The organism is Cognatiyoonia sp. IB215446, assembly GCF_033963825.1.
GTDB lineage: Bacteria > Pseudomonadota > Alphaproteobacteria > Rhodobacterales > Rhodobacteraceae > Yoonia.
Map to the genome: position 1 here is coordinate 57,520 of NZ_JAXBMD010000008.1, position 19,048 is coordinate 76,567.

The 19,048-nt window shown below is 57.2% G+C and carries 17 protein-coding genes, 1 tRNA gene and 2 pseudogenes; 12 read left to right on the top strand and 8 right to left on the bottom strand.

The window, feature by feature from the left end; translation table 11 throughout:
• The first annotated feature begins 6 nt into the window (after positions 1-6).
• From oppB to SLH49_RS20355, 4 genes are read left to right on the top strand one after another with little or no spacing between them, the layout of a single operon-like run.
• Positions 7-930, top strand: coding sequence for an oligopeptide ABC transporter permease OppB (gene oppB, locus SLH49_RS20340; RefSeq protein WP_320270982.1), 924 nt, complete (start codon positions 7-9; stop codon positions 928-930).
• Between the two features lie 12 nt (positions 931-942).
• Positions 943-1,869: an ABC transporter permease subunit gene (locus tag SLH49_RS20345; RefSeq protein WP_320242776.1), complete on the top strand. Its 927-nt coding sequence runs from the start codon at positions 943-945 to the stop codon at positions 1,867-1,869.
• A 5-nt stretch (positions 1,870-1,874) separates the two neighbouring features.
• Positions 1,875-2,840: an oligopeptide/dipeptide ABC transporter ATP-binding protein gene (locus SLH49_RS20350; RefSeq protein WP_320270983.1), complete on the top strand. Its 966-nt coding sequence runs from the start codon at positions 1,875-1,877 to the stop codon at positions 2,838-2,840.
• A complete protein-coding gene (locus SLH49_RS20355; RefSeq protein ID WP_320271035.1) occupies positions 2,840-3,847 on the top strand; it encodes an oligopeptide/dipeptide ABC transporter ATP-binding protein in 1,008 nt (335 codons plus the stop codon). Before SLH49_RS20350 ends, SLH49_RS20355 begins: the two co-directional genes overlap by 1 nt.
• Before the next feature lie 28 nt (positions 3,848-3,875).
• Here SLH49_RS20355 and SLH49_RS20360 read toward each other — a convergent pair whose 3' ends face one another.
• Positions 3,876-4,871, bottom strand: coding sequence for an AraC family transcriptional regulator (locus SLH49_RS20360; RefSeq protein WP_320270984.1), 996 nt, complete (start codon positions 4,869-4,871; stop codon positions 3,876-3,878).
• 33 nt (positions 4,872-4,904) lie between these two features.
• Here SLH49_RS20360 and SLH49_RS20365 point away from each other — a divergent pair, with 33 nt between their 5' ends.
• The 7 genes from SLH49_RS20365 (at position 4,905) to SLH49_RS20395 (ending at position 12,650) form a co-directional block, all read left to right on the top strand.
• Positions 4,905-6,074, top strand: a complete 1,170-nt coding sequence (locus SLH49_RS20365) for an aminotransferase class V-fold PLP-dependent enzyme (protein ID WP_320270985.1) — start codon at positions 4,905-4,907, stop codon at positions 6,072-6,074.
• 99 nt (positions 6,075-6,173) lie between these two features.
• On the top strand, positions 6,174-6,671 hold the full coding sequence (locus SLH49_RS20370; RefSeq protein ID WP_320270986.1) for an ATP-binding protein: 498 nt from the start codon (positions 6,174-6,176) through the stop codon (positions 6,669-6,671).
• A 130-nt stretch (positions 6,672-6,801) separates the two neighbouring features.
• Positions 6,802-7,635 (top strand): flagellar motor protein MotB, encoded by an 834-nt coding sequence (locus SLH49_RS20375; RefSeq protein ID WP_320270987.1) that lies wholly within the window; start codon positions 6,802-6,804, stop codon positions 7,633-7,635.
• A gap of 100 nt (positions 7,636-7,735) precedes the next feature.
• Positions 7,736-9,064, top strand: coding sequence for a flagellar hook-basal body complex protein (locus tag SLH49_RS20380; RefSeq protein WP_320270988.1), 1,329 nt, complete (start codon positions 7,736-7,738; stop codon positions 9,062-9,064).
• A 23-nt stretch (positions 9,065-9,087) separates the two neighbouring features.
• On the top strand, positions 9,088-10,536 hold the full coding sequence (gene flgK / locus SLH49_RS20385) for a flagellar hook-associated protein FlgK (protein ID WP_320270989.1): 1,449 nt from the start codon (positions 9,088-9,090) through the stop codon (positions 10,534-10,536).
• A 3-nt stretch (positions 10,537-10,539) separates the two neighbouring features.
• Positions 10,540-11,544, top strand: a complete 1,005-nt coding sequence (locus SLH49_RS20390; protein WP_320270990.1) for a flagellin — start codon at positions 10,540-10,542, stop codon at positions 11,542-11,544.
• A complete protein-coding gene (locus SLH49_RS20395; RefSeq protein WP_320270991.1) occupies positions 11,544-12,650 on the top strand; it encodes a flagellar basal body P-ring protein FlgI in 1,107 nt (368 codons plus the stop codon). Before SLH49_RS20390 ends, SLH49_RS20395 begins: the two co-directional genes overlap by 1 nt.
• A gap of 9 nt (positions 12,651-12,659) precedes the next feature.
• Here the strand turns inward: SLH49_RS20395 and SLH49_RS20400 are convergent.
• From SLH49_RS20400 to SLH49_RS20410, 3 genes and pseudogenes are all read right to left on the bottom strand, one after another.
• Positions 12,660-13,091, bottom strand: a pseudogene (locus SLH49_RS20400) (IS5 family transposase); the annotation flags it as partial.
• Positions 13,092-13,124: 33 nt separating this feature from the next.
• Positions 13,125-13,373: pseudogene (locus tag SLH49_RS20405) on the bottom strand (transposase); the annotation flags it as partial.
• Between the two features lie 408 nt (positions 13,374-13,781).
• Positions 13,782-13,858 (bottom strand) — tRNA-Arg (locus SLH49_RS20410).
• Positions 13,859-13,985: 127 nt separating this feature from the next.
• Between SLH49_RS20410 and SLH49_RS20415 the strand changes: the two genes are divergently transcribed.
• Complete coding sequence (locus tag SLH49_RS20415) at positions 13,986-15,050, top strand: LacI family DNA-binding transcriptional regulator (RefSeq protein ID WP_320270992.1); 1,065 nt, start codon at positions 13,986-13,988, stop codon at positions 15,048-15,050.
• A 25-nt stretch (positions 15,051-15,075) separates the two neighbouring features.
• Here the strand turns inward: SLH49_RS20415 and SLH49_RS20420 are convergent, their stop codons facing one another.
• From SLH49_RS20420 to SLH49_RS20435, 4 genes are all read right to left on the bottom strand, one after another.
• Positions 15,076-15,996, bottom strand: coding sequence for a type IV pili methyl-accepting chemotaxis transducer N-terminal domain-containing protein (locus SLH49_RS20420; RefSeq protein WP_320270993.1), 921 nt, complete (start codon positions 15,994-15,996; stop codon positions 15,076-15,078).
• Between the two features lie 138 nt (positions 15,997-16,134).
• Entirely contained in the window at positions 16,135-17,718 is a 1,584-nt protein-coding gene (locus tag SLH49_RS20425; RefSeq protein ID WP_320270994.1) for a phosphate ABC transporter substrate-binding/OmpA family protein, read from the bottom strand.
• Positions 17,719-17,973: 255 nt separating this feature from the next.
• On the bottom strand, positions 17,974-18,705 hold the full coding sequence (locus tag SLH49_RS20430) for a hypothetical protein (protein ID WP_320270995.1): 732 nt from the start codon (positions 18,703-18,705) through the stop codon (positions 17,974-17,976).
• Positions 18,650-18,931 carry a hypothetical protein gene (locus tag SLH49_RS20435; protein WP_320270996.1) on the bottom strand — a complete coding sequence of 94 codons (282 nt, stop codon included), beginning with the start codon at positions 18,929-18,931 and terminating at the stop codon, positions 18,650-18,652. The genes SLH49_RS20430 and SLH49_RS20435 overlap by 56 nt, the downstream gene beginning before the upstream one ends.
• Positions 18,932-19,048 lie beyond the last annotated feature (117 nt).

The following is a 19,048-nucleotide window of genomic DNA, read 5'->3' on the forward strand; positions in this document are numbered from 1 at the left end:
TGACACATGCTGAGCTTTGTGATCCGCCGCCTCGCCGTGGCCGTGCCGACCCTTTTGATATTGGTCGTTCTGTCCTTCACCCTAATGTATTCGGCCCCCGGCGGTCCGTTTAATTCCGAACGCCCGCTGCCGCCCGAAGTGCTTGCGAATATTGAGGCAAAATACGGGCTGGATCAGCCGTTCTGGCTGCAGATCGTCAATTATGTGTGGAGCGTTGTAACCGCTTTCGATTTCGGTCCGTCCTTTCAGTACAAGGACCGCACAGTCAATGATGTGATCGCGCAAGGCTTTCCTGTGACGCTCACCTATGGGTTCTGGTCCTTTGTCGTTGCCGTCACTGTGGGCGTGTCGCTTGGCGTTGCCGCTGCGATCAGGCAGAATTCGTGGCTGGATTATCTGGCCGTCGGCGTCTCCATCGGCGCGCAGGTGCTGCCGAATTTCGTGATGGCCCCGATCCTTCTGCTCATTTTCACACTCTGGCTCGGCTGGCTGCCTGGCGGCGGATGGAGCGGTGGGCAATGGCAATATCTGATCATGCCGGTCATCGCGCTTTCTACATCCTACATGGCGTCCATCGCGCGGATCACCCGGTCTTCGATGCTGGAGGTGCTGAACACCAATTTCATCCGCACAGCCCAAGCCAAGGGCCTGCCGATGCGTCGGGTCATCTGGCGGCATGCGATGAAGCCTACGATGCTACCCGTCCTGTCTTACCTTGGGCCAGCCTTCGTCGGCATGATCACGGGCTCGGTCGTGATCGACGTGTTCTTTTCCACCGGCGGGATCGGGCAGTTCTTTGTTAACTCCGCCTTTAACCGCGACTATTCCGTCATCATGGGCATCACCATTCTGGTGGGCGCGCTCACGATCTTCTTCAACCTTGTGGTCGATGTACTGTACGCCTGGATCGACCCCAAGATCCGCTACTAAGGGGGCTGGCAGATGTTTCCGAATAGAGCCGCCGTCGAAAGTGTTGGTGAAGCCGCGCAACTGGCCGAGGTCAAGGGCCGCTCCCTTTGGGCCGATGCCCGCACCCGGTTCTTCCGCAACAAGGCTGCTGTTGCCTCGCTGATCATGCTGGGCCTTGTGGCCGCATTTGCCCTCTTCGGCGGCTTCATCGCGCAGTACGAGACAGACTTCGTCAATTTCTCACTGATCGGCAGCAACGCGTATCTGGGCGTGCCCTCGCTTGAGACGGGGCATTACTTTGGCACCGACAGCAACGGGCGCGACCTCTTTGCCCGTACCGTGCAGGGGACCGGTATTTCGCTGATGGTGGGCATTGTCGGGGCGCTGGTCGCGGTCATTGTCGGCACGCTTTACGGCGCGACCGCAGGCTACTACGGCGGCCGAATTGACGGGTTGATGATGCGGATTGTCGATGTGCTGATGTCGATCCCCTTCATGTTCGTTTTGATCCTGATGCTGGTCATCTTTGGTCGATCGATCTTCATGCTTTTCTTAGGGATCGGTCTGATCTCATGGCTCGATATGGCGCGGATCGCGCGCGGCCAGACGCTGACGATCAAGAACAAGGAGTTTGTTGAGGTCGCCGTCGCGACCGGCGTCCGCCCCATCAAGATCATTCTGCGCCATATCGTGCCCAATCTGCTGGGCATCGTGATCGTCTACGCCACGCTGCTGGTGCCCAACATGATCATTTTCGAAAGCTTCATCAGTTTTCTGGGCCTCGGCGTGCAGGAACCGGCGACCTCGCTGGGTGCATTGATCAACGAAGGCTCGCGCACCATGCAATTCGGCTATCACTGGCAGATCGCCTTCCCGCTTTTCTTCTTTGTCGTCACGATCTTCGCCTTCTTCTTTGTTGGCGATGGATTGCGTGACGCGCTCGACCCCAAGGACCGCTGACGCCCATGAGCCTTTTGGAAATCGAAAATCTCTCGGTCACCTTCACCACTGCCGATGGCGATGTGAATGCGGTGAACGGCGTAACGTTCAACATCGACAAGGGTGAGACACTGGCGATTGTGGGGGAGTCCGGGTCGGGCAAAAGCCAGACCGCCTTTGCCGCCATGGGCCTTCTGGCCAAGAATGGACGCGCCTCTGGCATCGCGCGGTTTGACGGCAAGGATCTCTTGTCGATGAGCCAGCGCGAGTTCAACAAGATCCGCAGCAAAGACATGGCGATGATCTTTCAGGATCCGATGACATCGCTAAACCCCTATCTGCGGGTCAGCGACCAGATGGCCGAAGTGCTGATGCTGCATCAGGGGATCAGCAAATCCAAGGCGGTGAAGGAGGCCGTGCGTCTTTTGGATGCCGTCCGCATCCCCGATGCCGCCACACGCGTCACGATGTATCCGCATGAGTTTTCCGGCGGCATGCGCCAACGGATCATGATCGCGATGTCGCTGCTCTGTCAGCCCCGTCTCCTGATCGCGGATGAACCGACCACAGCGCTCGACGTCACAGTGCAGGCCCAGATCATGCAGGTGCTCGCAGATGTGCGCAACGATTTTGGCACCGCTATCATCCTGATCACCCATGACCTGGGGATCGTGGCAGGCTTCTGTGATCGCACGCTGGTCATGTATGGCGGCCAGATCATGGAAGAAGGGCCGACTGACGATATCTTCGCCGACCCGACCCATCCTTATACGAGCGGCTTGCTCAAGGCCGTACCGCGCCTGGATAAGGAAACCGTAACACTCTCGACCATCGCCGGTGAACCGCCAGATATGTCGCACCTGCCGCCCGGCTGCCCATTCTCACCCCGCTGCGCGCAGATCCTTGGGAATTGCCGCGCGGAACGTCCGGCGCTCACAACCCACGGTACCCGGCGCCGCGCCTGTCATTTGCCGCTGAAAGAGGTGGCATGATGGGCCCGCTTCTTTCTGTCCGCAACCTCTCGGTCACATTCGACGTCCGTCCGCCGGGGGCCTGGCCCTGGACACCATCGCTCAAGTTGCACGCGGTCTCTGAGGTGTCGTTTGATCTGCAACCCGGCGAATGCCTTGGCATTGTGGGCGAGTCCGGATCCGGCAAATCCACCATCGCCCGGGCCGTTGTCGGCACGATCCCCTCATCAGGTGGCAACATCTTTTTCGAAGATCAGGACCTTGCCAATATGGACGTCCGGCAACGCCGCGTGCACAGGCGCGACGTGCAGATGATCTTTCAGGACCCGCTTGCGGCACTGAACCCGCGCATGACGGTCGGTGAGATCATTGCAGAGCCGCTCATCACGCATGAGCCGAACACATCCCGGCAAGAAGTGAAACGGCGTGTTGGCGAATTGATGGAACGGGTCGGGCTTCTGCCCAACCTGATCAACCGCTATCCGCATGAGTTTTCGGGCGGGCAATGCCAGCGGATCGGGATCGCGCGGGCGCTGATCCTGCGACCCAAGCTGATTATCTGTGACGAACCGGTCTCGGCCCTGGATGTCTCCGTGCAGGCGCAGGTCATCAACCTCTTGATGGAATTGCAGCGAGACATGGGCCTTTCGATGATCTTCATCGCCCATGATCTGAGCGTCGTGAAGCATATCAGCGACCGGGTGCTGGTGCTCTATCTGGGTCGTGTGATGGAGACGGCGGAAAGTCACAAGCTGACCACGACACCAGAGCATCCTTACAGCCAGGCCCTGATTTCCTCAGTCCCGATCCCCGACCCGGTTCTGGAACGCGCAAGGCCCCGGCCCATCCTTGAAGGTGAACTCCCATCACCGCTGCGCCCACCCTCAGGCTGCGTGTTCCGGACGCGCTGCCCCAAGGTGCAGCCATCCTGCGCCGAAGCACGCCCCGCACTTGAGGACATTGGCGACCGCCACTTCGTCGCGTGCCCATTTCATGAGGCACAACAGGTTCTGGTGGCTGAGGCGTGATGGCCAAGACCATCACGCGCCGGCACGATCACTGAATCGGAATCCAAACCTCAACCTCGCCCCTGCCCGTTTCGACATCGAACCTTTTGTCATAAAGCTCGAACTCCGGCGCCGGTCGCGGCTCTAACCCCGCATCCGGCAGCGCCTTGTTCCAGATCGTGTAGACAGTCTTGGGAAAGTCCGCGATATGGCCTTTATGGGTGAAGACCGCGTATTTGCCGTCCGGCAACACGATCTCTTCCATACCGGCCGGAATACCAGCATCAGAGGGTGCGGCGACGCCCGCCACATATCTGAAATGCCCCTGCTCGCCCGCGGCACAGCACACGCCATAGGCACAATCCCCAATGATATCGCCGATCTCATCCTCACGCGCGTTGAACTGCTGCCACAACGTTGCCAGCGCGGCATTGTCATCAAAGCTCGCCTGTTTGCCGAGGCCGATCACACGAAAAGCTGGTCGCGTTTTTGTCACCGGCGGCGGGACGTCAACAATCATCTCTTTTTGCATCTTCAAAGGCTCCATCAAGGTCAGGTTGTGAACAGATCGCGCGCGCCGCACACTTTGGGGCGTAACCCCGAAATAGGCGACAAAGGCACGCGTGAAAGCCGCATGGGAATTGTATTTCGCATCAAGCGCAATTGAGAGGATATCGCGATCACCCCGTGCCAAGTCCTGCGCCGCATCACTCAGCCGCCGCGCACGCAGATAAGCCATGGGCGACAGGCCCGCTGCGATCTGAAAGCTGCGCGCCATGTGATACGGACTGACCGCGCAAACCTGTGCCAGATCACGCAGGCTTACCGATTGATGCAGCCGCATCTCAACCTGCCAGATGAGTTTGTTCAGGATCGACATCTCTTCGTGCCCTGCGACATTCACAAAGCAGTTCTGCACCAAAGATAGGGTGGCTGCTTGATCAGTCTTGCGGGATTGTATCGGGACCAGAGGGCAGATCGCAATCGGGGCCACCCGCCATACCGGCAAAAGGTGCATCACCGGTTCCCATGCTCGCATAGCCATGCTTTGTTGCGACCAAAACAAGGGATCTAGCACGTGCTTGATATCGACGAACTCCGCGCCGACACGCCGGGTTGCAGGAACGTCCTGCATTTCAACAATGCGGGCGCCTCGCTCATGCCAAAGCCGGTATTTGACGCGCTCCAGCGGGTGCTACGTGACGAAAACGAGGTCGGCGGATACGAGGCCGAGCAGCGTGCGCAGGACGACATCCAGGCATTCTATACCGAGTTTGCGGCCCTTCTGAACGCAGAACCGGATGAGATCGCCTTTGTCGAAAACGCAACCCGCGCCTGGGACATGGCGTTTTATGGGCTGCATCTGAAACCGGGCGACAGGGTGATCACCCACGGCTCCGAATATGCCTCCAACTATCTGGCCCTTTTGCAGCAGTCGCGCCGTCTAGGATTCGAGATCGATCTGGTGCCTTCTGATGCAACCGGTCAGATCGACGTCGCCGCGCTGGAGGATATGATCACGCCGCAGACCAGATTGATCGCGATTACCCATGTGCCAACACAAGGGGGCCTTGTGAACCCTGCTGCCGAAATCGGGCGGGTCGCACGCAAACACAATGTGCTCTACCTGCTCGACGCCTGCCAATCGGTTGGACAAATTGATGTGGATGTGGCCGAGATCGGCTGTGACATTCTATCGGGGACAGGACGCAAGTTCTTGCGAGGCCCACGCGGTACCGGGTTCCTTTATGTCCGGTGCGGCATCCTTGACCAGATTGACCCGCCCTTCATTGACCTACACTCTGCGCAATGGACCGGGACGGACAGTTTTGAATTTGCCGCCGGTGCAAAGCGGTTTGAAAACTGGGAAAGCTATGTGGCAGGCCGCGTGGGTCTGATGGAGGCCGTGCGATATGCCAGACATCTCGGTCTTGCCAACATCGAGGCGCGTGTGACGCAGCTGGCGCAAGACCTGCGCGTGGCACTCAGCGAGGTCGGGGGCGTTCATGTGCATGATCTGGGTCAACGCAAATGTGGCATTGTGACCTTCACCAAGGATGGGATCGCCCCCAAAGCCCTCGCCGACGCGTTGCGCGCTGACGGGATCAACGTGTCCGTCTCGCCCATCACCTGCGCCCGCCTTGATCTTGAGGCGCGCAATCTGCAATCGCTGACGCGGGCATCGGTGCATTACTTCAACACGGCAGATGAAATTGAGAGATTTGTTGATTCAGTGAAGAGAGCTTGAGGAGGACCCCGTGACTGTCAGATCCTGAACCGCAATCGACTCCTTGACGTCGATCAACCGACACCTTGACGATGAAAGCATCTGAAAGCGAGATATCCGATGTCCTCTGACACACCAACGCTCCATCTTGTTTGCGGAAAGATTGCCGCGGGGAAATCGACGCTGTGCACCCATCTCGCTCAAGCGGACGGGACCGTTCTTGTGTCCGAGGATCAGTGGCTACGCACTCTCTACGGCGATGAGATGAAGACGATCTCGGACTTTGTGCGCTGCTCTGCAAAGTTGCGGCAGGCAATGACGCCTCATGTGATCGATCTGCTTAAGGCGGGACTGCCCGTAGTCCTCGATTTTGCGGCGAATACGGTCGAAGCGCGCACGTGGATACGACAGATCATCGCGCAATCAGGCGCCGACCATCAGTTGCACCTGCTTGATCCGCCCGATCACGTCTGCCTTGCCCGCCTGCAGGCGCGCAACGCAGCAGGAAACCACCCTTTCCAAGTCACCGCGTCAGACTTTGAAAAGATCTCCAAGCATTTCCAGCCACCAACGCCGGATGAGGGCTTTAACATCGTTGTGCATAAAGTCTCGGACTAACCAATCTAGACACCAAATACCCACGCCTGCCCCAAAAATTCCCCTGCATTTGGGTTGAATTGTTCCTTTAAGCCTCCTTTCACGTCTCGTCCTTTAGCACTTGATCCTGGGTGAGAATGAGTGGTCAAGGATGAGTGCAGGATCAAACGCGCCAACTATTATCAAAAAGAAAAAGATCACCGGCGGTGATGGTCATCACGGCGGCGCCTGGAAGGTGGCTTATGCGGATTTTGTGACCGCGATGATGGCCTTTTTCATGCTTATGTGGCTTTTGAACGCCACGACCGAGCAGCAGCGCAAGGGCATCGCCGATTACTTTGCACCGACAATCTCTATCAGTCGCGTCTCGGGCGGCGGATCGGATGCTTTTGGCGGCGATAATATCTTTACCGAACAACAACTTGCACAAAGCGGGACCGGCATCAACCAACCTACAATTGGCATGAACCCCGTGACGGCGGAGCAGGCTGCGGCGGACGCGGCAGAGGCCGCGCAGGTGGCCGCCTTGCGTGATATCGAGGCGGTTCTGCTGGGCGTCGGGGGCGAAAGCCTCATGTCCGAGCAGGCGTTGCGCCACATCGTCACCCGCCTGACGGATGAAGGGCTGGTCATCGAAATCTTTGATCTGCCCAATGCAACGCTCTTTCCGCCGGATAGTGTGGTGCCAAACCCGGTCACGGTCGAGGTTGCCAATATCCTGGCTCGCCTTTTCCAAAGCGTCAGTAACGAGGTTGCGGTGACCGGGCATCTCAGCGCTAAATCCGTTCTGCATGTCGACAACCCGCTTTGGGAATTGTCGATGGGGCGCGCAACGCAAATGCGCCTTCTGCTTGAAGATGGCGGGCTGAACCCCTTGCGGATTGCACGTGTCTCGGGTGCTGGCGACCGAAATCCGGCGGTGCGCGATGCAACCGCCCCCCGCAACAATCGGCTGGAGATCGTGTTGCTGCGCGACGATCGGTAGGAGAAGTGGCTCGTATTTTAGCTATTAGCCGGACGTTAAGCCTGAGCGCGTAGAAGGAGATCAACAGAAATCATCATCCGACGCAGAAAGGCTCTACTACATGACGATATCCTCCTCTTTGAATGCGAGTGTTGCAGGTCTGGCGGCGAACGCCTCTCGTTTGGCGACGATCTCGGACAATATCTCGAATTCATCGACCTTTGGGTACAAACGTGCAGTGACCGACTTTGAGTCGATGGTGATCGAAAGTGGTCGTGGTACGTACTCCGCCGGTGGCGTCCGCACCACGACCTCGCGTTTGATTGATGAAAGGGGTGCACTGGTTTCAACCTCAAATCCGACGGATCTGGCTGTGCGAGGTCGCGGCATGCTGCCGGTGACTTCGGAAACATCCGTCGCCGTGGCTAACGGGGAAAATCCGCTCTTTCTCACCACGACCGGTTCATTTCGGCCTGACGCGCAAGGTTATCTGCGCAGTCCGGGCGGGCTTGTCTTGCTGGGTGTACCTGCTCTTGCCGATGGGTCGATTCCCAACTACCCGCGCGACTCTATTGACGGCCTTGTTCCAGTCCAGATCAATGCGAACCAGTTTGCCGGTGAAGCGACGACACGCGTTGATCTTTCCGTCAACCTGCCGGCCACATCGACGCGTGAGGGTTCACCGGGCGACAGTGAGTCACTTTCTGTTGAGTATTTCGACAATCTCGGCGCGTCATCGAACCTGAGCTTCACATTCACGCCAACCGTACCGGCCAACGGTGCCTCCAACGAATGGACGATGGAAATCCGTGACAGTGAATCCGATGTCGACGCAAACGGCATTCCTGATGTTGTTGGTGAATACACCCTGACATTTGACGCGACACGTGGCGGCGGCGGGACACTGGCCAACGTCGCTAACACTGCCGCTGGCATTGGCGGCCCGTACGACCCGGCTACCGGTGTTCTGACAATTGCTGTTGATGGCGGCCCAATGGAAATCAATATAGGCGAGATCGGCAGTTCTATCGGCCTGACACAATTGTCTGACGCCTTCGCACCTGTTTCCATTTCCAAGAATGGTACGCCGGTGGGCAGCCTGACCTCGGTTGAGGTTGATCAGAACGGATTTGTTCGCGCCTCGTTTGACATCGGCATCAACCGCGTCCTCTACCAGATCCCGCTGGTCGATGTGCCCAATGTGAACGGGTTGGAGACGCTTGACCAGCAAAGCTACCGCGTGACACCCGACAGCGGCACATTCTTCCTCTGGGATGCGGGCGACGGTCCGACCGGTGATATTGTGAGCTTCGCACGCGAAGAATCCGCAACTGATGTTGCTGGCGAATTGACAGAACTGATCCAGACCCAGCGTGCCTATTCATCCAATGCGAAGGTAATCCAGACCGTTGATGAGATGCTGCAAGAGACCACAAACATCAAACGCTAACCAATTGATCGGATAACCAGGCCATGAGTATCTCAAGCGCCCTGAACAACGCCGTTTCCGGACTGACCGCAAATGCGCGCATTGCCGAGGTGACCTCTTCAAATCTCGCTAATGTGCTGACGGACGGGTATGGAAGACGCTCCGTCGATCTGTCCTCCATTCAGGCTGGCAATCGCGGTGGTGGCGTACAGGTTGACGGTATTACACGGTTTTCAGATGCTGGTTTGCTCGCGGATCGGCGGTTGGCGGACGCTTCTTTGCAAGGTCAGGAACGCAGCACAAATGCTCTGAACCGTCTCGAGCAGACACTGGGCGGGCCAGAAGATCCAACACGTATCGGCGCACGTGTCGCAGCATTTGAAAATGCGCTCATTAGTGCCAGCAGTGACCCTGCCTCAGAGATGCGTATGACCACAGCAGTCAATCGGCTGAACGATGTAACCCAAACTCTGCAAGACAACACACGCACCATCCAATCCATGCGGCAGGAGGCGGACGCCGCCATTGCCCGCGACATTGACACGCTCAACAGCGCGTTAGAGCAGGTCGCGGCGATGAATGCCGACATCACCCGCCTTGTGGGTAGCGGCAATGATCCTTCCGCCTTGATCGACGCACGCCAGAACGTGGTCGATCAGATCGCGGGCATTGTTCCGATCCGCGAAGTACCACGTGACAGCGGTGCAATCGGCCTGTTTACAACCTCTGGCACCACGCTTCTCGATGGCCGACCGGCAGTTTTCGAGTTCACACCGACGCCTACCATCACAGCGGATATGACCTTCGCCTCCAGCGCATTGTCGGGCATTTCGCGCGATGGCCTGCCGCTTGATACGACAACCGGGGTCAGGGGGCTCGATGGCGGTTCACTGGGTGCATCGTTTGCCATGCGCGACCAAACACTTGTCGATGTGCAAGAGGCGCTTGATGGTATCGCAGTTGATCTCGTCGCACGGTTTCAGGACCCCGCGAACGACCCAACACTTAATCCGGGCGATCCGGGCATTTTGACCGATCAAGGTGGCGCACTTGATTTGACAGACACGGCAGGCCTAGCCGGTCGGATCGCCGTAAACACCACGGTTGATCCGTCGGCAGGAGGCGATCCAGCGCTTTTGCGTGATGGGTTGAATACCACAGCACCGGGTCCTGCCGGGAACAGCGCACAGCTCAACAGCTGGATTGCGGCGCTGGATGTTCCGCGTTCTGATCTACCTGGCGCATCAACACAAACAGCAGCGGGGCGGGCCGCCAATTTCACTGCGCAACTCGGTGCGACACGCCTGACGGCTGATGAACAACTCAGTTTCACAGCTGCGCGCTGGGACACGCTGCGTGAGGCTGAACTGGCAAATAGCGTCGATACAGACCTTGAACTTCAGATGCTTCTGCAAATCGAGCAAGCCTATGCCGCAAACGCCCGCGTCATTCAGACCGCAGAGTTCATGCTACAACGCCTGACGGAGATTTAACCCATGCCAGTGGTTTCAGTGGGCGATATGTCCCAACAATTCATTTCAATGCGCAATGGCGGTACAATCAAAACGGAACTCGCCCGCCTCTCTGAAAGCCTGTCCAGCGGTTTGGTCAATGATGTCACCCAGGCTCTTGACGGTGATACAACACGTCTATCGGGCATCAACTATTCACTGGAGCAGCTTGATGGCTATGCCCAAGCAGCCGAAGAAACCAGCCAAACGCTTGCAAATATCCAAAATGTTCTCGGACAATTTGATACGCTCCGTGGCGACAGCAGCGCGCAACTTCTCCTCATCAATGGTGAAAGCACGATTAATCAAATTGACAACGCCGCTCGGGACGCCGCGCGCAACTTCTCGGTCATGATCACAACGTTGAATACGCAGGTCGCTGATCGGGCGCTTCTCGGTGGTGCGGATGTCACGGGGGCTCCTCTGGAAACACCAGATGTGATGCTCACAGACTTGCAGGCGGCCATCGGCGGCGCCACGGATTTTGCCACAATTGACGCGGCCATCACGACCTGGTTCGACGATCCCGCCGGCGGTTTTGCAACAACCGCATATCTTGGTGACACTGGCGCGCCTGTCGAAAAGCGCATTTCGGACACCAGGACCATTCCCATTGAGGCCAGGGCCGATGATCCAGCGATCCGAGAGACCTTAAAATCAGCTGCGTACGCCGCTTTGGCTGACGGCCTCCCCGGGCTAGATCGCGACACAAAGGTGACGATGTTGGAGCGGGCAGGCACCGGTCTCTACACTGCCGCCGCAGATCTCGTATCGGTCCAATCCCGGATCGGGACGGCTGAATCAGAGGTTGAACAATCCCAGACCGACACAAATGCGCAGCTTTCAGCCCTGCAGATCGCGCGAAACGACATTGTTCTCGCAGATCCGTTTGAAACCGCATCGCAATTACAAAGCGTCCAGATTCAGCTTGAGACGCATTACAGCGTCACTGCGCGACTGTCCCAGTTAAGCCTGCTGAGGTATATTTAATGCGTCTGTTCCTGGCCCTCATTCTCTCCGCATTGATCGCGATCCCCACCTTTGCTGCCGCGACCCCCATTCGCATCAAGGACCTTGTCGAGTTTGACGGTGTGCGATCAAATGACCTCGTCGGGTACGGGTTGGTCGTCGGGCTGAATGGCACTGGCGATGGTTTGCGAAACTCACCCTTCACCGAAGAAATCCTCAGCAACATTCTTGAACGTCTGGGCGTCAACGTTACTGGAGAGCAGTTCCGTCCGAGAAACGTGGCCGCGGTCCTTGTCACAGCAAGTTTGCCCCCATTTGCACGTGCAGGCAGTCCAGTGGATGTAACCGTTTCTGCAATTGGTGACGCCAGCAGCCTCCTCGGCGGGACCCTTATCATGACACCATTAAATGCCGCTGACGGAGATATCTATGCGGTGGCTCAGGGAACGATAATCGCCGGTGGTGCCGCCGCCGAGGGGGATGGCGCTGCTGTTGTGCAAGGCGTGCCAACATCGGGCGTCATACCCTCTGGTGCAACAGTCGAGCGTGAGGTGGCGTTTGATTTCTCAAACATGACCGATTTGCGCTTAGCCCTTCGCACACCAGATTTCACCACTGCCGCGCGAATAGAAGAGGCCATCAATCAGACTTTCGAACGGCCAGTCGCACTGATGCTCGATGCCGGCACTGTGGAACTCAACATCATCGCAACACAAATGCGATCACCGGCTCATGCCTTAGGACGGATTGAAAACATCCTTGTAGAGCCCGAACGACGTGCCCGCGTCGTTGTCGATCAGCGCTCCGGCACAATTGTCATGGGGGAAGATGTACGTATTGATCGCGTTGCAGTCAGCCAAGGAAATCTAACCCTCCGCATTCAGGAGGCGCCGCTTGTCTCGCAACCAAACCCGTTCTCTCCTGGAGAAACCGTTGTTGTCCCACGCACCGACGCTGACATCATTGAGGAACCAGGTATCGGACTGGCCGAAATCCGCGAGGGCACATCGCTCAGCGATGTTGTTGCGGGACTGAACGCGTTAGGCGTTGCACCCCGGGACATGATTGACATCCTCAAGAGCATCAAAGCAAGCGGCGCCCTGCATGCAGAGTTTGTCGTGCGCTAGGGTCAGCGCTCATAACCAATAGATGACAGTTGCCGCGAGAGCGATGGCTTGCAGAGAGACCTTCGAGCATCGGTCGTATCGCGTCGCCACAAGCCACCAATCCCTGAGCCTGCCCAACATGATCTCGATCCAGTTGCGCCGTTTATATCGGCGCTTGTCGTACTCAACGATTTTCTTCCGCTGTTTTCGACCGGGGATACGTGGTCGTATCCGCTTGTCTTTCAATGCTTTTCTGAACCAGTAGGCGCCATAGCCGCAGTCACCAAGCAGCCAATCGACATTCTGCAGGCTGCTCAGCAATGCCCGCGCGCCGATGTAATCGCTGACCTGCCCTGCAATCACAAATAGGTTCGGAGGACGCTCCTGGCTACCCCAGATAGCATGCACTTTGGAGTTCATCCCCCCTTTGGTCCGACCGATCGAGCATCCACGCCCCCTTTTTGACGCCGATGCTGGTCGCGGTGCGGTGGGCCTTCAAATAAGTCGCGTCCATTGCCCGGCAGTCGAAACGCAGTTTCGATGAGAGGGGATCATCACAGTCTGCTCCTCGCCATGCTCGGCGGCCAGACCGACCATCATCTGAGCAAAAACACCCTTATCGCTCCACCACTTCAAGCGATTGTACAGCGTCTTGTGCGGGCCGTAGACAGCAGGCGCGTCACGCCACCGTAAGCCATCGCGATCGATGAAGACAATCCCACTGAGCACACGCTTATCATCGCCAGGCGGCTTGCAGTGGGACTTCCGAGAGAAGGACCCACGAGGCGCCTTCTACGCATCCGTTAGCCAGAAAAGTCAGACATGTTCACCACTCATTTTGAACCGTGAATCATGCCGCTTAGGAGAAATCAATGGATCCTGAGCCTAGAACAACAGATGCCCGAGCCATCGTCCGAGGCCTTGTCCGCCAGAAACATGATGATCTGCTTTCGCCTCGCACTCCCGAACTGCCGCTCAGCGGAAGCGTTTGCCACGCGCCAGCTCATTGGATGGCCTCAAAAGCCGCACAGACGTGCGAATTTTGTACAGGTTTTGTACGAGATTTCGGTCATTTTTTGAGAATTGGGCAGAAAATGAATTGGGCGTTTCTGCACAACAGGCTGAAAATAAGCCATATTTTTCAGGCGTTTTTGGCGACCCCGGCAGGATTCGAACCTGCAACCTGCCCCTTAGGAGGGGGCTGCTCTATCCAGTTGAGCCACGGGGCCGTTCCCGCGTTGAATGCCCGGCTTTTGGGTCGCGGTCAACGATCCCGGTGATGCGAGGAGGACGATGCGGCTTTGCATCAGCAATCGTTGGAAACGCGGTGGTCAAGCATAGTCGGGGCAGATATGAATGACCCAGCAACAACAGGACCACAATGTGAGCAGCAAGATCAGGCGCCCGCTGACCCTTCGGGATGTTTCAGAAGCCTCTGGCGTGAGTGAGATGACCGTCAGCCGCGTTCTACGTAACAAGGGCGACGTCAGCAGTGCCACGCGCCAGAAGGTTCAGGACGCCGCCAAGCGGCTCGGTTATGTCCCAAACAAGATCGCCGGTGCGCTTGCGTCACAGCGCGTCAATCTGGTTGCCGTCATTATTCCATCGCTGGGCAATATGGTGTTTCCCGAGGTGCTTTCAGGCATCTCCGAGACTTTGGAGAATACCGGTCTGCAGCCCGTTGTTGGGGTGACGGACTATCTTCCCGAAAAGGAAGAAAAGGTGCTTTTTGAGATGCTGTCATGGCGTCCGTCCGGTGTGATAATCGCGGGGCTTGAGCATTCCGATGCATCGCAGGCCATGCTGCAGCAAGCCGGTATCCCGGTCGTTGAGATCATGGATATTGATGGCGAACCGATTGACACCTGCGTCGGCATTTCGCACCGCCGGGCCGGACGCAAGATGGCTGAAGAGATTATCGCGGCTGGCTATCAGCGCATCGGCTTTATGGGGACCAAGATGCCGCTTGACCATCGTGCGCGCAAACGGTTTGAGGGGTTTACCCGAACATTGGCCAAGGCCGGGATCGAGATCGCCGATCAGGAGTTTTATTCCGGCGGATCGGCGCTCGTTAAGGGGCGCGAGATGACGGCAAAGATGATTGCGCGAACGCCTGATCTGGATTTTCTTTATTACTCCAACGACATGATCGGGGCGGGGGGGCTTTTGTACCTGCTCGAACAAGGGATCGACGTGCCCGGCCAGGTTGGTCTGGCGGCCTTCAACGGTGTCGAATTGCTTGATGGCTTGCCACGACAATTGGCAACGATGGACGCTTGCCGCCGCGATATCGGGGTGAAGGCCGCGCGAGTGATCGCGGCCCGCAATAAAGGTGAAGACACCGGAGAGGGGCCCATTATCGCGTTGGACCCCACCCTTTCACCGGGCGACACGCTGCGCCGCACCAAACAACAAACCTGAAGCCAGGGGCGCGACCGCCCCACTGTCACAGCCCGAGTTTCGAGTTCCGATCATAGGCGACGGCGACGTTGTTCATCCGCGCCTCGATGCCCAAGAAAGCAAAGTAGACACGCTGCCGGTCCGCCGTGCTGATCGCCTCACCGGCCTGTGCCTGCGCGATGAAGGGCTGAATTGCCTCCCATTCTTCGACAACGAATTGAAGCCCTTGGGCAATTCTCTCGGTTGGCGGTGGGCGCACGCCGACGCTTGGCAATCCATTGCGGAGCGCAGTCAGCGTGTCACCAAACAGGGCGCTCGCCACCGCAAGATCGGCCTTGGCGGTTTCGACATTGATGCCGGCTGCAATAAGGCACATATCCTTGGACATCTGGGCGGCAAGCATCCTCTGCCGACCGGAAAGATCAATCAGCAATGCATCGGCATGCAAGAGCGAGACGGGATCGGCGTACTGCCCCGTAATCTCGGACACAAGGATGTTCGCTGTTTCAAGGAGTGGATCACTTTGCGATGCAAGCGTTGCAACCACCGACGCGTCATTGCCAGAGATCTGAATCTGCCGCGCTTGATCGAGTAGCGGCACCCAAGCTTCATTGAGCTTGTTAATGGTCTGCAATGTCCTTGGCCGCGTCTCTTCGCCAAGAATACCAAGCCTGCGGTTACCGTATAGCAATGCATCACCGATGCGGTCGAACTGGTCGGCTGAGATCTGGAGCACGGCCTGGCTTTCGCGAACCGTCACGCCAGAATGCACATTGCAGGCGGAACTGATAATGCGCTGGCTCAGCGTTCCAAGCTGGCCGGCGACATTGATGCGCTCACTTCCCCCAACATCCGAAGCGATGTTTTGCGCGGCTACGCTTGTTGCTGCGCAAAGGAACAGCATTGGAGCGAAAAAATACCGCAAGCCAGCACGACTGCGGTTCATACCTTGTTTCAGATTTAACATTTCCATTCCTTTTGGAATTTCGTCACTCGATCAGTGTCAATAACAGCAAGATAGAAGCGTGAATCACGCTTCTATCTGCCAGGTCGTTTCCCCGTATCATATGGCAGATACGGGGTTATTTGGGCTAGTCTATTAGTCTTATGCTGGCGACTGGATCCAGACTTCCACACGGCGATTGATCCGGCGACCTTCGTCGCTGGTATTGCATCCAGACGGTGCAATTTCGCCGTAGCCTGCCGACGCGAAGGTGACATTCGACAGACGGCTGCCACCAGCGTCCCGTACCTCGTCTGCCACTTGCGCGGCACGCGACCGCGACAGATCAAGGTTCCCGTCAAACTGGCCCACATCATCTGTAAAGCCAACCATCATAACCTGGGTTCCAGCAGGCTGTGCTGCCAGATAGTCGATCAGACGGTCCTTATCGATGCGCCCGCGCTCGTCCAGCTGAGAAGAGCCTGTGCGGAAGCGGAACGTGGTCGATAGGCGGTCATAGCCCACCATTAGATCAAGCATGTCGCGCATGATGCCTGCTTCGTAAGGGTCAGCAGCCGCATCAAGCAATGCACGCGCCCGATCCCCATCAGAGGATTGCGCCCGGCGGTCAACAGCGAAGCCGATAAAGCCCGCCTTACCGATCAGACTATCCGCCTCGTCAGAGGTCGCGTAGTTGATAAAGTCGGTCGTGCGGTCCGATGCCGTATCTTCACGTGTGTAAAGATAAAGACGGCGCTGCAACGCGTATTCTTCGGTCCGCGCCGAGAAGGCGTCGGGAGCCATCGCGATACCGCATTCGTTCACCAGGCTCAGCGCCTTAGCACCGCGCTGGAACGCATAACCGACATAGCCAATGGCACCATCGTTCTGATTAACGATCTGCGACGCTTCGCTGTTGGTCGTCGCAACGACCAGTCCCGATGGGTCGGACGCACCGGCGTCACCAAAAATCCGGCCCTCGAACACAGCCCGCGTACCCGACTCCGCTGCGCGCCCTACAACGGTGATTGCCAGATCCGGACCACCGACGGCAGACCAGTTCGTGACCTCACCAGAATAGATCTGACGGAGTTGGTCGGTTGTCAGTGTTTCCACCGGATTGCTGGGGTTGGTAATCACAACCAGGCTGTCGACGGCAACGATATGCTCTTGTGAGGGGCTGACCATGTTACCGCCACCGGCGCTGCGCAAGGCGCGCGCCTCATCAGGGACGATCCGGCGGGAGGACATGCCGATTTCAATGTTGCCTTCCAAAAGCTGCGAGAACGCATCGCTTGACCCGGTCGAGGTCACAAGGACAGAAGCAAGCTCATCCCCAAAACCTTGGTCGCCGACAAGTTCTGCAACGACATCGTCACCATTCCCGGTATTCACCAGTGTCGCTGCCGCATCGATCGAGCCCGCATACCCCTCCAGAAGCAACGGCATAAGCCCCAAACCGACGGTATCAGAGCCACCAATCTTTACGTCAGCCTCGCCACCGCCCAGATCAGGACAGGCAGCACCTTCACACTGTACCCGGCTTGCAGATACCCGAAGTTCGCCCAATGCCGTCGCGATAACATAGGAATTGTCGCGAAAATCGACGAACTCACCTGTCATGTTGACCGTTCCGTCGCTGGATCTCAGCGTGACTTCCTGGGCGACCGCTACGCTTGAAAACGTCAGGGCACCGACCAGCGTCAGCATACCCAGCGCAGTACTATTCCACTTATTCGTCATCATCTACTCCTATCCGGGGTATTAGAGCTTCGGTTCGTGACCGCGAAAGCCATGGAACATCCCGCAACCCAGGGTTCAACTGTTTACGTTCTAACTTTATGGCTCAGTAATTGTGCACAAATTTGGGCAAATTTTTTCCAATACAGGGGCAACAAGCGAAAAAGTTGCGATAAAGTTAACAATTCGATTACGGCGGAGGCGAAAGATAGGGACGCAAGGTCAACTTGGCTGTCTTACCGGGTTTGCGCACCAATAGACTCAGATCATGCGGATGACGTCTTTATCAATGGCCAGAACATAGCCTTTCCGAGCGATGTTCTTGACCAGAAGTTCGCTCATCATCTGATTGCCCAACGTATCGCGCAGTCGCTTGATGCGCGTGGCACCGGCGGCCTCGTCACAATCGGCAGCGTTCCGGCCCGATATCACTCCTTCGATCTCGGCCCCCGTCAGCACCTCATCATCCATCCGTGCTTCGGCCAACACAGCCAGGGTTTCGATCGCGGCATCCGTCAGCTTGAACTCAAAATCATTGAGATAGACGGCCTTTTGGTCTCGGCTGATCGTCAGTGAGTTCACCTCGATCCCCTGCCGCTCAATCCGGCCCATCCGGCGGTTCAACGCGATCAGCATCACAAGAAACGCAACAGCAGCAATCAGCAGGGCTGTCGAAAAGACCAGCAGAACAAAAATGATAAAGCGGTACGACACCAGCGTGTCCGAGAACGCCGTGCCCGACTGCGCGAGGATTTCAAGCAGCTTGATTTCCGCGTTGCCGGTCAGCGTGTCGTTTTCGATGAACAACCGCTCAACCCTGGCATTAAAGGCATTGGCGTCTGGCAGGTTGATGAACAAAAGCACTGCGGTAATCGCCAGAATCGCCACAATCGCCGCAATTCCTGCGACAACGATTCGGCTGCCAATTTCGCGTGCTTCAGTAGCGGAGGAAGTATTCACCTGCGCTGTCCCTTCTTTGATCCAGACCAGCATCGTCAAAGACACTGACAACGTTCAACAACTGCCATCCATCACGGGCGAGCGCTGAACGCAACTGATCTGCGGCATTGCTGGCATTGCAATCGCCGCGTACCTCAACAACGCCGTAATGCAGGCGCAACGGGTTGTCCCGCTTGGCCTTGTAATCGGCGTAACAGGCGGCGTGGGCCATACCGGCGCTCAGCCAAAAGATCAGAAATGTGGAACAAAGCTTTTTCATGATCTCAATTGGCCCGCGCCACCCATGATATTCAATAACGTCTCATGTTATCGCGCCTGACATCGCATAACCATCCCTCGTTATTGTTTGGCTGATCAGGTTCCCGCCAATGTGTTC